General features: G+C 71.7%; 11 protein-coding genes. 4 read left to right on the forward strand and 7 right to left on the reverse strand.

Annotation, left to right across the window (positions count from 1 at the left end; all coding sequences use genetic code 11):
* Positions 1-3: 3 nt before the first annotated feature.
* The 5 genes from K8556_RS04075 to K8556_RS04095 form a co-directional block, all read right to left on the reverse strand.
* Positions 4-1,596, reverse strand: a complete 1,593-nt coding sequence (locus K8556_RS04075) for a bifunctional UDP-sugar hydrolase/5'-nucleotidase (protein WP_223738677.1) — start codon at positions 1,594-1,596, stop codon at positions 4-6.
* A 163-nt stretch (positions 1,597-1,759) separates the two neighbouring features.
* On the reverse strand, positions 1,760-2,506 hold the full coding sequence (locus tag K8556_RS04080; RefSeq protein ID WP_223738678.1) for an MBL fold metallo-hydrolase: 747 nt from the start codon (positions 2,504-2,506) through the stop codon (positions 1,760-1,762).
* Positions 2,503-3,000: a pantetheine-phosphate adenylyltransferase gene (coaD, locus tag K8556_RS04085; RefSeq protein ID WP_223738679.1), complete on the reverse strand. Its 498-nt coding sequence runs from the start codon at positions 2,998-3,000 to the stop codon at positions 2,503-2,505. The genes K8556_RS04080 and coaD overlap by 4 nt, the downstream gene beginning before the upstream one ends.
* Positions 3,000-3,620: a TetR family transcriptional regulator gene (locus K8556_RS04090; protein WP_223738680.1), complete on the reverse strand. Its 621-nt coding sequence runs from the start codon at positions 3,618-3,620 to the stop codon at positions 3,000-3,002. Before K8556_RS04090 ends, coaD begins: the two co-directional genes overlap by 1 nt.
* A gap of 95 nt (positions 3,621-3,715) precedes the next feature.
* Positions 3,716-4,252, reverse strand: a complete 537-nt coding sequence (locus K8556_RS04095; protein ID WP_223738681.1) for an adenine phosphoribosyltransferase — start codon at positions 4,250-4,252, stop codon at positions 3,716-3,718.
* A gap of 311 nt (positions 4,253-4,563) precedes the next feature.
* On the opposite strand from K8556_RS04095, the gene K8556_RS04100 reads away from it, so the two are divergent.
* The 4 genes from K8556_RS04100 to K8556_RS04115 all read left to right on the forward strand — a co-directional run bounded on the left by K8556_RS04100 (position 4,564) and on the right by K8556_RS04115 (position 11,776).
* Positions 4,564-7,830, forward strand: coding sequence for a DEAD/DEAH box helicase (locus K8556_RS04100; RefSeq protein ID WP_223738682.1), 3,267 nt, complete (start codon positions 4,564-4,566; stop codon positions 7,828-7,830).
* A gap of 158 nt (positions 7,831-7,988) precedes the next feature.
* Positions 7,989-9,722 (forward strand): DNA repair protein RecN, encoded by a 1,734-nt coding sequence (gene recN, locus K8556_RS04105; protein WP_223738683.1) that lies wholly within the window; start codon positions 7,989-7,991, stop codon positions 9,720-9,722.
* 107 nt (positions 9,723-9,829) lie between these two features.
* On the forward strand, positions 9,830-10,630 hold the full coding sequence (locus K8556_RS04110; RefSeq protein ID WP_043322847.1) for a Stp1/IreP family PP2C-type Ser/Thr phosphatase: 801 nt from the start codon (positions 9,830-9,832) through the stop codon (positions 10,628-10,630).
* Positions 10,631-10,858: 228 nt separating this feature from the next.
* On the forward strand, positions 10,859-11,776 hold the full coding sequence (locus K8556_RS04115; protein ID WP_223738684.1) for a M23 family metallopeptidase: 918 nt from the start codon (positions 10,859-10,861) through the stop codon (positions 11,774-11,776).
* A 9-nt stretch (positions 11,777-11,785) separates the two neighbouring features.
* Here the strand turns inward: K8556_RS04115 and K8556_RS04120 are convergent, their stop codons facing one another.
* The gene (locus K8556_RS04120) at positions 11,786-12,490 is read right to left on the reverse strand and encodes a diguanylate cyclase domain-containing protein (RefSeq protein ID WP_223738685.1); all 705 of its coding nucleotides are present in this window, start codon (positions 12,488-12,490) and stop codon (positions 11,786-11,788) included.
* 73 nt (positions 12,491-12,563) lie between these two features.
* The gene (locus K8556_RS04125) at positions 12,564-13,589 is read right to left on the reverse strand and encodes an SAM-dependent methyltransferase (RefSeq protein ID WP_223738686.1); all 1,026 of its coding nucleotides are present in this window, start codon (positions 13,587-13,589) and stop codon (positions 12,564-12,566) included.
* Positions 13,590-13,931: the final 342 nt, after the last annotated feature.

The raw sequence follows: 13,931 nt of genomic DNA on the forward strand, positions 1-13,931 counted from the left end.
CCGCTACTTCATGGACTGGGGCGCGCGCAGGCCGCCCTGGGGCGCGCCGATGACCGTGATGCGGCCCTGGGGCTTCGCGCGGGGCGCGGGCCTGCCGGTGCTGAAGGCCTTGCTGAGCGCGTCCCACGGCGACGGGAGCTCCTGGCTCGCGGGCAGCACGGGCACGTCCTTGAGCATCGCGTAGCCGTCGTTGCCCTGCGCCACGAAGCTCAGCGTGGCCAGCCGGTACTTCGCCGCGTCGTCCATCGGCTTGCCCTTCACGTCCACCTTCGTCACCCGTGAGCCCGGCGCCTTGCTCAGGTCGTAGGTGAAGCGCAGGCCGGACACCTGCGGGAAGCGGCCGGGCGGCTTGCCGTCCACGCTGCTCAGGCTGACGCCGTTCTCCAGCGCCGCGCGCAGCGTCGCCCCCGTCACCTCCAGCACCACCAGCTCGTTGCGGTAGGGCATGAGCGAGTACAGCTCGCGCCGGGTCATCGTCCCCGCGGGCAGCACCCGGTCCGCGCGGATGGCGCCCCCGTTCACGAGCGCCACGTCCGCGCCCGTCGCCTCGCGGAACGCGTCCGCCAGGAACGAGCCCAGGTTCGTCTCCCCCAGCCGGCTCTGCGCGCTGCGCGCATCCAGCGCCACCGGCGAGCGGCCCACGCGCTCCGCCAGCGTGGCCAGCAGCGGCGCGTAGGGCTTCATCTGTCCGTCGAACGCCGCGTCGTCCGGCGTCTTCGCGGTGATGGGGATGACCTTCCACGCGAGCTTCTTCACCGCGCCCGTCTTCGCGTCCAGGTCCAGCGTGACGCGGCCCAGGTCGATGGCGTCCTCGTCCAGCTTGAGGATGGGCGTGCCCGCGACGGTCTCCTCCACGCGGTCGTGGTCATGCCCGCCGATGATGAGGTCCACGCGCACGCACCTCGCGAGCTCCCGGTCCTGGGCCACCGCCAGGTGCGTGAGCCCCAGCACGACCTGCGCGCCCGCGGCCCGCAGCTCGTCCACGGCGCGCTTCGCCGCCTCGCAGAACGGCGTGATGCGCGTGTCCTTGCCCGGCTTGGAGGACGTCTGCGTCTCCGGCAGCACCACGCCGAAGATGCCCACCTTCACGCCGCCCACGTCGCGCAGGTCCCACGCCTTGAGCCCGTCGAACACCTGCCCCGACTTCACGCTCATCACGTTGGCGCCCAGCCACGGGAAGCGCGACTGCTGGAGGCGCGCGCGCAGCACGTCGTCCCCGAAGTCGAACTCGTGGTTGCCCACCGTGGCGTAGTCCAGGCCGAGCGCGTTCCACGCGTCGATCATCTGCTTGCCCTTGAGCGCCTCGCCCGCCACCTCCGCGGACGACTCCACGGAGGGAGAGAGCGTGTCGCCCGCCAGCAGCGTGAGGACGTGCGGCGACTCCTTCAGCGCCTGCTGCTTGAGCGTGGCCACGCGCGACAGGCCGCCCCGGTTCCGGGCGGTGGGCTGGAACTGGTAGACGTCGTTGAGGTGGAGGACCGTGAGGCGGACGGTGTCGGCGGGAGGCGTCGGCCCGGCGGCCCCGGCGGAACGGGTGGCCAGCACCATCGCGAGCGGCAGCAGCACCGCCCAGGTGCTCACGGTCTTCTTCATCATCGGGAAGTCGTTCTCTTGCGGGGGCACGGGGGGAGCGCCAACCCGTCTCGGCCTAGCGCACTCGGCGCGTGAAGGCGAGCGGGCCGGACATGGCGCAACGCGCAAGCCCCAAACCCTTCTTCCCGGAGGATGAAGGGCATCCGGCCCGCCGTGCGCTCCCACCTCAGACGGTGTAGCGCCGCCCCTGCGCCAGCGGCTCGATGACGCTGCCGCTCGCGTCGAACAGGTCCGGGTAGTGGATGAGGCGCATCTTCGCGCGAGTCGCCTCCGGCAGCTCCGCCAGCTTCTCGTAGGGCGTGTGCACGCCGTAGTTCGTCTCGTGGATGACCAGGTCCGCCTCGGACAGCCAGGAGATGAGCCCCTCGTCGAAGGCGGTGTCCGCGCTGTAGCCCAGGCACCGGCCCCCGGCGCGGATGCGGAACGCGGTGGTGGGCACGTGGTGGTAGGTGAAGCGGCACTCGATTTCGAACGGGCCGTGCTTCACCGCGCGCTCCAGGTGCAGCGGCGTGTGCGTGAAGTAGTCCTCGAAGTGCTTGTGGCTGGGGCCCGCGCCCTGCTGCTCGATGAGGCACTCCATGCCCGCGGCCAGGTGGCCCTCCCAGAGGCGGCGCGTGACGCTCGGGTGCGCGAGCAGCTCCATCTTCCGCTGGAGCACGAAGAAGGAGAAGTACGCCAGGCTCTCCAGCCCGGAGGCGTGGTCCGCGTGCAGGTGCGTGAGGGCCACGGCGCTGACGCGCTCCACGTCCAGGTGCACGCCGGAGGACTCGGACGCCTCGCGCATCATCTTGCGGATGGGGTGCGGACAGTCGATGAGCAGCACCTGGCCTTCCGCCTCCAGCGCCAGGCACGACGAGTAGTAGAGCGCGGAGAAGGCGTCACCGACGCCCAGGGGGATGAAGGACAGGCTCATGGGTGGCTCCGGAGGGAAGGGGACAGCCGCTCGCGCAGCTTCGCGGCGACGGCGGGAGGGCAGTAGGCGGACACGTCCTCGCCGCGCGTGAGGCGCTCCTTCAGGGCGCTGCTGGACACCTCCGCCAGGTGCGCCTCCGCGGGCAGGAACAGGGTGGACAGCTCCGGCGCGAGCGCGCGGTTCATCTGCGCCAGCTCCGTCTCGAACTGCGCATCGGTGGCGCCGCGCACGCCGCGCAACAGGACGCTCGCGCCAATCTCCCGCGCCAGCTCCACGATGAGCCCCTCGGTGGAGGTGACGGAGACGTTGGGGTGCTTCGCCACGGCCTCGCGGATGAGGGCCATGCGCTCCTCCGCGGTGAGCAGCGTGCGCTTGTTCGGGTTGACCGCGACCACCACCACGACGTGGCTGAAGAGGCGCGCCGCCTGCCGCACCACCGACAGGTGTCCCGCCGTCACGGGGTCGAAGCTGCCTGCGTAGAGGGCGATGCTCATCACGACACCTCACGGTCCGACGAGGAAGAAGCCGCCGCGTCCAGCAGGCCCGCCGCCATGCGCTTCACGGTGCCCGCCGCCGAGCCCGCGGGCACGAGCCCGGGCGCGCCCGCGGACAGCACGAAGTACCCCTGGATGGAGGCGAACAGGCCCGCGGCCAGCGGACGCGCGCGGCGCTTGCCCACCACCGCCGCGACCAGCGCCTCCAACTGCTCCAGGTCCGCGCGCACCACCTCTTCGTAGGCGGCGCGCACCTCCGGCTGCCGGATGGCCTCCGCGCTGATGGTGACCCAGCCCGCCACCGCCGCCACGTCCGCGTCCGGCCCGGTGGCGAGGAACGCGTCCACGAACGCCTCCACCCGCCCGCGCGCGTCGTCCGCCGCGAGCTTCGCCGCGCGGGTGGCGAAGCGCTGCCGGGCACGCGCCGCCAGCGAGCGCACCAGGGTCAGGAGGATCTCCTGCTTGTCCTTGAAGTGGTAGTGGACCAGCCCCGCGCTCAGGCCCGCCGCCCGGGCGATCTCCGCCACGGACGCGCCCTCGTAGCCGCGCTCGGCCATGGCCTTGAGCAGCCCGGCGACAATCTGTTCCCGGCGCGCTTCGGTGTTGGAGGGACGGGGCATGGCGCGGTCTTGTTTCTAGGTTGTGTGACCAACTTATAAACAGGGCCGGCGCGGGCGTCAACCGGACGTGGGGGCCGGTGACGCCGTGCGGGGCGCTAGAAGCGGAGGAGGGACGTCACCTTGTCCGGCCCCAGCCGCTTCGCGCCCTCCAGGAAGTCGAGCGTGATGAGGAAGCTGTAGCCGACAATCTGGCCGCCCAGCCGGCTGACGAGGCGGCCCGTGGCGTCGGCGGTGCCGCCGGTGGCGAGCACGTCATCCACCACGAGGACCCGCTCGTCCTTGAGGATGGCGTCCTCGTGCATCTCCACGCCGTCCGCCCCGTACTCCAGCGAGTAGCGCTCCACGATGCGCTTGTGGGGGAGCTTGCCGGGCTTGCGCGCGGGCACGAAGCCCGCCTCCAGGGCCAGCGCCAGGGGGGCACCCAGCAGGAAGCCGCGCGACTCCACGCCCACCACCTTGGTGATGTGCTGGCCCCGGAAGGGGGCGGCCATGGCGTTGACCACCCGGCCGAAGAGGCGCGGGTCCGCCAGCATGGGGGTGATGTCCTTGAAGACGATGCCGGGCTTGGGGAAGTCCGGCACGTCCCGCAGGACGGCCTGGAGGTCGGAGACGAGCGTGGGGTCGAGGGACATGGGGGTTGGAGCTCCGAGAGAGGACGGCGGCGTTCAGCCCGGGGGATGACACCCGGGGTGGAACCGGAACCCAGGGTACCCGGCCCCGGTGACAGCCGGCCTGGCGGGCCCCCGGACGCGGGGTCCCAGGGCCAACGGCCGGAGGATGGGCGGACTGGGACGGGACCGGGGCATGGCGGACGTTGATGATCTCACAGCTTCGCGCCGCTTGAGCCGCATCGGCTGGCGGACGCCGTATTTTTTCCCACGCGCGGGGATCCCCTCACTGTGTTAAGCGAGGCGGTTCCCCCCGACCAAGGAGTCTGGGGCCCTTGCAAGCCGTGCAAACCACCGCTGACACCCGAGACCCTCTCTCCCCCCAGGACGGACTCTGGCTCCGCGCCCTCAAGGCCGAGGTCGAGCCCGCCACGTTCAAGAAAGGCCGCGAGGTGGCCGAAGGCCGCCGCGTCTTTGGCCTCACGCGTGAACCCGAACGCATCCGCGCGCAGGTCGCGGCTCCGTCCGGTGAGCGCTACGAAGTGGCCCTGGTCCCAGGAGAGGGAAAAGTCGTTTCCTCCTGCACCTGCCCGGTGTGGAACACCACGGGCCCGCATTGCGAGCACGTGGTCGCCGTGGCACTCATCTACGCGGCCCGCTTCCGGCCGCCGCCCCCGCCGCAGAAAGCCGCGGCGCCGCCGCCTCCGCCGCCCGAACCCGAGGACCTGGGACCGGACGACGAGGTGGAGGTTCCCGGAGGCGGAGCGCCGGGGATGGAAGGCGTCAGCCTGCCCGCGCTCGCCAAGGTGGAGAGCTGGCTGGGCCTGTCCTCACTGCCCGACTACGAGTTCCTCTACCGGCTCACCCCCGCGAGCTCGGGGCCGGGCGGCACCAACAACCGCCACTGGGTCGTGGACGTGCGCCGCCAGGACGCGCAGACCAAGGGCCCCGTGCACGTCAAGCGCCTGCTCCAGGCGGGCAGCCGCATCGCGCCCGCGGACGAGCGCATCTTCATGGTGCTGTCGCGCCACGAGCACCGCTACGACTCGCGCATCGTCCTCTCCGACGAGGACCTGTGCGAGGTGCTGGAGCTGTTGCGCCAGCGCCGGGTCATCTACCGGGGCACGCCGCTCGTCTACATGGACCAGCCCGTGCGGCCGCAGATCCACCTGGAGTCGCGTCCGGACGGCGCCACCGCGCAGATTGAACTGCTGTTCCCGGACGGCGTGGGCTACCCGCTCAAGGACGTCATCGTGCTCGCGGGCCGGCGCACGTACGTCATCCAGGCGCAGAACCTCCACGCCGTGGAGCCGGACTTCCCGCCGCGCTTGCTGCGCAAGTGGCTGCTGGAGCCGTCCATGGCCTTCCCGTCCGGGCAACTGGACCGGGTGCTGACGTTCTTCGCCGCGCACCTGCCGCGCTTCCGCATGTCGTTGAAGGCGGACGACATCGAAGTGGACGAGACGGTCGAGCCGCGCTTCGTCCTCACCCTGGAGGGCGCCGCCGAGCGCGTGAAGGTGCAACTCGCCGCGAGGTACGGCCAGACGACGGTGGCGGTGTCCCCCACGGCCACGCACCTGGGCTACGCCAGCGGCGTGGGCGAGGACGCGCGCAAGCTCTACCGCCGCCGGGACGAGGTGGAGCGCGCCGCGGGCAAGCTGCTGCTCGACCTGGGGCTGCGCTTCGATCAGGCCGCGCAGGCGTTCGACGCGACGGGCGACGTGGCCCTGGAGTTCTGGGCGCGGGGCCTGGCGAGCCTGCCCGAGGAGTGGGAGCGCTACGGCGTGCAGGCGCCCAAGGTGCGGCTGCGCCCGAAGCTCAAGCCGCGCATCCGCGTGGGCATGAGCGGCGTGCAGTGGTTCGACCTGGACGCGGAGTTCGTCACCGACGATCAAGCCGTGGACCTGGGCGCCGTGCGCATGTGGCTGGACTCCGGCCGCAAGTTCGTGCCGCTGAAGGACGGCTCCTTCGCGGAGGCGGACGTCGCGGAGATCAAGCGCGTGGCGGACCTCCTGGAGGAGGCCGGCGCCATGCCGGGCCGCACGCGCACGCGGTTGCCGCTGCACCAGGCCGTCGCCCTGGACCTGCTCGCGGACCTGGGCGAGTTCACCGAGGTGGAGGCCAAGGCCCGTCAGGCCATGCTCGCGCTGCGCGAGTCCGCGGGCGTGCCGAAGGTGGCCGTGCCGGAAGGACTCCAGGCCACGCTGCGCCACTACCAGGAGGCGGGCCTGTCCTGGCTCTGGTTCCTCCGGCGCCACGGGCTGTCCGGCATCCTCGCGGACGACATGGGCTTGGGAAAGACCATCCAGTCCCTGAGCCTGATGCAGAAGGTGGCCAACGACGAGGGCCGCAAGCCGTCCCTGGTGGTCGCGCCCACGAGCGTGCTCGCCAACTGGGAGCGCGAGGCGGAGCGCTTCACGCCGGGCCTCAAGGCCATGGTGTGGCACGGGCAGGACCGCCGCGAGCGCGCGGAGGACCTGAAGGACATGGACCTGGTGCTCACGTCGTACGCGCTGGTGCGCCGCGACCTGGAGCAACTGTCCCAGGTGGGCTTCCGCTACGTCATCCTGGACGAGGCGCAGAACATCAAGAACGCGGACAGCGCCACCGCGCAGGCGTGCAAGTCGCTGCCCAGCGAGACGCGCCTGGCGCTCACCGGTACGCCGCTGGAGAACCGCCTGTCGGAGCTCTGGAGCATCTTCGACTTCCTGATGCCCGGCTTCCTGGGCAGCGCGGAGGGCTTCAGCGACCGCTACGAGCAGCCCATCCAGGTGGCCAACGACGCCACCGCGAAGGACCGGCTGCGCCGCCGCATCCAGCCCTTCATCATGCGCCGCCTCAAGACGGAGGTGGCCAAGGACCTGCCGCCGAAGACGGAGAGCGTCGCGTGGTGCGAGATGGAGCCCGGCCAGGCCGCGCTCTACCGCGAGGTGCTGGAGGAGAGCCGCCGCAAGGTGAACGAGTCCATCGAGAAGGTGGGCTTCAAGCGCAGCCGCGTCTCCATCCTCGCCGCGCTGATGCGCCTGCGTCAGGTGTGCTGCGACCCGCGCCTGCTCAAGATGCCGCCCGGCACGCTGCTGCCGTCCAGCGCGAAGCTCGAGCGCTTCATGCAACTGGTGGATGACCTGGTGTCCGAGGGCCACCGCGCCCTCGTCTTCAGCCAGTTCACGGAGATGCTGGAGCTGCTCAAGCAGGAGGCCGACAAACGCGGCCTGCGCTACCTCTACCTGGACGGCCGCACCAAGGACCGCATGGGCAAGGTGGACGAGTACAACCGCCCTGACGGCCCGCCGCTCTTCTTCATCAGCCTCAAGGCGGGCGGCACCGGCTTGAACCTCACCGCCGCGGACTACGTCATCCACTTCGACCCGTGGTGGAACCCCGCCGTGGAGGACCAGGCCACGGACCGTACGCACCGCATCGGCCAGACGCGCGCGGTCATCAGCTACAAGCTGATCACCCGCGGCACGGTGGAGGAGAAGATCCTCAGCCTCCAGCGCCGCAAGCGCGACCTCGCCGCCGGCGTGCTGGGCACGGACGGGGACGACATGGGCCGCACCCTCACGGAACAGGACATCCAGGAGCTGTTCACCGAAATCTGAAGCCAGCGGGAAGGGTGGGAGATGGTTGTGGCGCCAACAGGCCACGCCCTCCCACTCGCCCTCCCACCGTCCGCCCGACCCGAACACCTGTGCAGTGTCATCAAGACCTGCTAGGGTGTTCAGGTGTTGGGGCGTCGTACGGACCGCGGAGGGCGCGCGTGCTGCTGGGTCTTCGGATTTCGAACGTAGCGGTGATTGAGGAGGTGGAGGTCGCGTTCGGCGCGGGCCTCACCGTCCTCACGGGTGAGACGGGGGCCGGCAAGTCCATTCTGGTGGACGCGCTGGGCCTGCTGCTCGGGGGCAGGGCGGATGCGGACGTCATCCGTGCGGGCTGCGAGGACGCGGCGGTGGAGGGCGTGTTCGCCCGGACACCGGTGCTGGCCGCGCGCCTGGAGGAACTGGGCCTCCCGGACCTGGGAGAGGAGGTGCTCGTGCGCCGCGTGCTCGGGCGCACCGGGCGCGGCAAGGTCTACGTCAACGGCGCGCTGGTGACGCTGGGCGTGCTGGGGAAGCTCACCCGGGGCGCGGTGGACATCGCCGGCCAGCATGAGCACGTGAGCCTCTTCGACTCCGGCCTGCACCGGGTGCTCCTGGACAAGTACGGCGGCCTGGAGGAGACGCTGGCCGCGTACGGCCGCGAGTGGGCGAACCTGCGCGAGGTGGACTCGCGCATGGACGCGCTGGGCGGGGACGACGCCAAGGTGCGCGAGCGCGCGGAGTTCCTGCGCTTCCAACTGGACGAAATCACGCGCCTGGACCCGGAGCCCGGCGAGGACGTGAAGCTGGACGCGGAGCGCCGGCGGCTGGGCAGCGCGCAGAAGCTCAAGCGCCAGGGCGCGGAGGCCGAGCTGCTGGTGGCGGGCGAGGCCCCGTCCGCGGTCGAAATCGTGGGGCGCGCGCTGGGGCTCGTGCACGAGGGCGTCAAGTGCGACGCGACGCTCGCGCCGGTGGCGCAGTCGCTCTCCACGGCGCTGTCGGAGCTGGAGGAGGCCGCGCGCCGGCTCAACCGCTACGTGGAGGGGCTGGAGTCCGACCCCGGGCGGCTGGGCGAGGTGGAGGAGCGGCTGGACGCGCTCAAGCGGCTGTGCCGCAAGCACGGCACGACGCTGGACGGCGTCCTCAAGAAGCGCGGCGAGCTGGAGACGGAGCTGGGCACGCTGGAGAACCGGCGCGAAATCCTGGAGGAGCTCAACCAGGAGCGCAAACGCGTGGAGGAGCGGGCGCGCAAGGCGGCGCTGGCGCTGTCCCGCGCCCGGAAGGCCTCCGCGGGGGCCTTCTCCCAGCAGGTGCGTGACGGCCTGGGCGGGCTGGCCATGGGCAAGGCCGCCTTCGAGGTGCGCGTCACCGCCGGAGAGGCGCTGCGCCCGGACGGCCTGGATGAAGTGGAGTTCTTCTTCAGCGCCAACCCGGGTGAACCGGCGCGGCCCCTGGCCAAGGTGGCCTCGGGCGGTGAGGCCAGCCGGCTCCTGCTCGCGCTCAAACGTGCACTGGCGGACAGTGACGCGTGCGGGTGCTACATCCTGGACGAGGCCGACGCGGGCGTCAGCGGCGCCATCGCGGACGTGGTGGGCCGGATGATTCGGGAGGTCAGCACCCACCGCCAGGTGCTGTGCATCACGCACCTGCCCCAGGTGGCCGCCTACGCGGACGCGCACCTGCTCATCAGGAAGAGCGTGAAGGGCGAGCGCACCGTGTCCCAGGTGCTGCCGCTCTCGGCGGGCGCCGAGCGCACCCAGGAGCTGGCGCGCATGATGTCCGGCGTGGAGGTCACCCGGGAGGCGCTGGGCGCGGCGGAGGCGCTGGTGCGCTCGGCCCACCGGGCCACGCCCCGGGCGCGCCGGGAGTCCGGTCCGGAGGGCAGCCCCCGGGGCCGGCTGCGCCGGACGGCCTGAAATGGGGGCCTACAAGGTAGGGGTGACCCAGGGGGAGGGGCATGACGCACCGCGAGTTTTCGTGCGCGTCCTTGCCCCGACTTATGGGCTCACATAGCATCCGGCGCGTGTCCAGCACCGCAGGGCAGACCGCGGCCCCCCGCCATAAAGTCATCTCCGCTGGCCTGACGGACGTCGGGCGCAAGCGCAATCACAACGAGGACAGCTTCCTCATTGACGATGAGCTCCAGCTCTACGTCGTGGCGGACGGCATGGGTGGGCACGCGGGTGGCGGTACCGCGTCGCGCATCGCCGTCGAGACCATCGACAAGGAGCTGCGGCGCGCGCGTGAAGGGCGGGACAACCCCTTCGTCAGCGTTCCCAACCTCCAGGATTCGCCCATTCCGGAAGCGCTCCGGGGCGCGGTGGAGAAGGCCTGTCAGGCCATCTACCTCACCGCCCAGGATGACGCGCGCCTGTCCGGCATGGGCACGACGGTCATCTCCCTGGTGGTCCGCGACGAGCACGCCTTCTTCGCCCACGTGGGCGACAGTCGCGCGTACCTCATCCGCGGGGACCTCATCCAGCAGATCTCCGAGGACCACTCGCTGGTCAACGAGCAGATCAAAGCGGGGATGATCACACCGGAGGAGGCCAAGCACTCCCGGTACAAGAACATCATCACCCGCTCCGTCGGCTTCGAGGAGGAGGTCCAGGTGGATGTCATGGGGCTCGTGTCCGAGCCCGGTGACGTGTTCCTGCTCTGCTCGGACGGCCTCGCCAACATGCTCGAGGACCGGGAGATCCACGACACCGTCGCGCGCCATGCGAGCCTGGAGGAGGTGCCCAAGCACCTCATCGACCTGGCCAATGAGCGCGGCGGCGACGACAACATCAGCGTCATCGTCGTGCGCATGCAGGGCGGGTGAAGAAGGCCCGGACTCGGGGCGCGATGGGGCGTGCCCCGGGGTCTGTTGACCTTGACACTCTTCAAATGCGGATGATAGCTGCCCCAACCTTTCCATCCACTGAGAATCGCCAGTGGGTGACGGTGCGGGAGGGGCGGCGGGTGGGGGAGGTGTTGCGAGCGCGGGGAGCGACTTAGCTTCTGGCGCCGGAAGTCCCACGTTGCGAAAGAGTTTCCCCAGGAGTGGTCCGTGGCCAAAAAGTCCTTCACGCTGATGGTCATCCCGGACCACGACGCTCCGGTGAAGCGCTACACCATCCAGCGCTCCTGGCTCGTTCAGGTGGGCATGGGCCTGATGCTGGTGGCGGGCCTGGGCGCCGGTGCGAGCATCCACTACCTCCAGGTGGCGGCGGACGCGTCGGAGAACCGCATCCTGCGTGAGGAGAACCTCACGCTGCGCTCGCAGCTCAAGTCGGTGCGTGAGCGCATCGAGCACATCGGTTCGACGCTGGACCGCGTGGAGCGTTTCGACCAGAAGCTGCGCGCGGTGACGTTGCTGTCGGACCCGCAGCGCAACCTGGCCATGGGCCCCACGGAGCCGGAGGCCGGCACCACGGCGCCCGCGACGGACACGCAGTTCACCCAGCTCACCACCACGGACACGCCCAAGATGATGCTGGGCCGCCTGGACCGGCTCTCCGCGGAGGCGACCCGCCAGGAGCTGAGCCTCCAGGACCTGCAGGCCTACTTCCAGGACCAGAAGTCGCTCCTGGCCTCCACGCCGTCGGTGTGGCCGGCGCGCGGCTGGGTGACCAGCGACTTCGGTCAGCGCCTGGACCCGTACACGGCGGACCGCGTGACGCACGCGGGCCTGGACATCGCGGCGCCGCACGGCAAGGAGGTCACCGCGCCGTCCGACGGCACGGTGGTGTTCGCGGGCCTGGAGGGCGGGTACGGCAACGTGCTCGTCATCGACCACGGCTACGGCATCAAGACGCGCTACGGCCACCTGTCCAAGATCCTCGTGAAGGCCGGGGACCGGGTGAAGCGCGGTGCGACCATCGCGGCGGTGGGCAACACCGGCCGCTCCACCGGCCCGCACCTGCACTACGAGGTGCGCGTGAACGGCGTGCCGCAGAACCCGCGCAAGTTCATCCTCGAGGAGTAGGGGACGCGCTCAGGTTCCTTCCGGCTCCGGGAGGAACGCGTCCAGGCGCAGGCGCCGCCGCTGCAGGCCGTGCGTCCGCCCGGTGCGCTCCATGATGTAGGCCCGCTCCACCTCCGCCCACAGGAGCGGCCCCAGCACCTGCCAGTGTGACGGCTGGTGCACCGTCAGCTCCAGCAGCGCCACGGTGAAGCCCGGCACGTCGGTGTCGGAGGCGCCCGGAGGCAGCGCGGGGCGCAGGTCCTCCGCCAGCCTGGCGCGCGTCGCCTCCGCGCTGTCCTCGCGCACGGTGAGCTGGGACGTGGGCAGCAGCAGCACCGCGAAGCCGTCCGGCTGGAAGCGCACGATGCGCGCGCCCGGGTACTGCGCGCCGAGCGACGCCACGACGCCCTGGAGCAGCGCGTCCCCGGCGGGGAAGCCGAAGCGCGCGTTGAAGTGGATCATCTCCTTCACGTCCACCATCAGCGCCCCCACGCGCCAGCCGTCGTGGTGCGCGTGCGTGGACAGGTCGAACTCCTCCTTGAGGAGCGTGCCCTGGGTGAGCGCCAGCACGTGCAGGGCCCCGGTGGCGTCCGGCTGGCCGCGCCGGCGCTGCTCGGCGGCGATGAGCTCCCGGGCGGCGGCCTGGGGCGCCTCCTGCGCGTGCCCCGGGCGCGCGGCCCGGGGGTGGAGGGCGACGAGGGCGGTGGCGGTGGCGTCGTCGAGTGTGTAGGGCATCGTGTCCGCGTGTGTAGCGCGGACCGGCCCCGGGCGCAGGAAAGCTTCCTCCCCGCGCCCGCTCCGTCGCCCGCTAGCGCATCCGGTGGGCCGTCACGGTGACCTCGTCCCGGTCATGGTAGAGCTGGCGGACGGTGAGGCCCTCCCAGCCCCCGTCGTCCACGAGTATCTGGCGCACCCGCAGCAGCAGCGGGTTCTTGTCCTTCATGGGCAGCTTGATGTTGGCCACCAGGTTGCGCGCCCAGCGGCGCCGGCCCCACTTGGCCAGCAACTGCGCCACCTCCAGGGGGCGCCACGCCATGTCGCAGAAGAGCCAGTCCGCGGGCTCCTCGGGGGCGTAGGCGAAGGCGCTCTCCTGCACGTGCTGGACGCGCGGGTTCCTCGCCAGCTCCGGCATCAGCTTCGCGGGGTCCACCGCCACCACCCGCGCCCCACGCGCCACCAGCCGCTGCGTCCAGCCGCCCGGCGCCGCGCCCAGGTCCACGCAGACGTCGCCGCGCCCGGGCTCATGCGCCAGCCCGTCCAGCGCCTCCTCCAGCTTCATGGCCGCGCGGGAGGGGGACTCGCCCGCGCGCTTCATCCGCCGCCGCCCGCCCGGGGCCAGGGACAGGGCCTCACGGGCGCTCACCGCGCCCAGGCTCAGCACCCCGTCCGGCGTGACGCACAGGCCCACCAGCAGGGCCCCCGCCTCGCGCGCCCGGCCGTCGTCCTCCAGCACGCGTCCCGCGGGGAGCGCGGCGCGCACCGCCGCCTCCAGGGCCTCCGCGCGGCCCGCCTGCGTGTTGCCCTTCGCGCTGTCCGGCGTGTAGGCCCTGAGGAGCCAGGGCACGCGAGAGGGCAGCCCGGACATCGCCGCCACGATGTCCTCCACCGGCACCTGCGCCCCACCCGGGGGCGCCCAGGTGGAGACGACCTTCTCCACCGCCCGGCCAAAGGCAGGGGGGACCTCCGGCCGCTGCTCGGACTCCACCAGGGCGGGGCCCAGGAGGCGGGGACCCGCTCCCGCCCAGGTCAGCTCCTCGAACAGGTGCGACTCGAAGCCCTCCCGGCACGTCCACAGCCACCGGCCCGGTTGGGCCGCCAGCGTCTGTGCGGGCATGGACGGCACCCGCGCCCGAGGTGGGATGCGCGGCGCGGGAGAGGCGATGGGTGCTGGGGCGGAGCGTCCGGGGCCACCGGCACGGGGTGTGGGGGCGGGCTTCGCGCCTGGCTTGGAGCCGGGCTTGCCTCCTGCACGGGGGCCGGGCTTGCCGCCCGCGCGGGGGCCGGGCTTGGGGCCCCCCTTGCCACCAGAGGGAGAACCGGCATGGCCGGGCTTGCCGGGACGGGAGGGGGCGCCTGGCCGGCGGGGGCCCGGGGAGGAGCGGCCGGAAGAAGTCTTCGCGGCGCGGGGACGGTGATTCTGCTTAGGGGACATTGCGTGGACTCGGTTCCGCTTTAC

Source organism: Corallococcus sp. AS-1-12 (genome assembly GCF_020036995.1).
In the GTDB taxonomy this organism is placed as follows: domain Bacteria; phylum Myxococcota; class Myxococcia; order Myxococcales; family Myxococcaceae; genus Corallococcus.

Coding starts and splice junctions, on each gene's coding strand:
- K8556_RS04075 (WP_223738677.1), bottom strand. CDS start 1,596: ATGATGAAGAAGACCGTGAGCACCTGGGCGGTGCTGCTGCCGCTCGCG.
- K8556_RS04080 (WP_223738678.1), bottom strand. CDS start 2,506: ATGAGCCTGTCCTTCATCCCCCTGGGCGTCGGTGACGCCTTCTCCGCG.
- coaD (WP_223738679.1), bottom strand. CDS start 3,000: ATGAGCATCGCCCTCTACGCAGGCAGCTTCGACCCCGTGACGGCGGGA.
- K8556_RS04090 (WP_223738680.1), bottom strand. CDS start 3,620: ATGCCCCGTCCCTCCAACACCGAAGCGCGCCGGGAACAGATTGTCGCC.
- K8556_RS04095 (WP_223738681.1), bottom strand. CDS start 4,252: ATGTCCCTCGACCCCACGCTCGTCTCCGACCTCCAGGCCGTCCTGCGG.
- K8556_RS04120 (WP_223738685.1), bottom strand. CDS start 12,490: ATGCCCTACACACTCGACGACGCCACCGCCACCGCCCTCGTCGCCCTC.
- K8556_RS04125 (WP_223738686.1), bottom strand. CDS start 13,589: ATGCCCGCACAGACGCTGGCGGCCCAACCGGGCCGGTGGCTGTGGACG.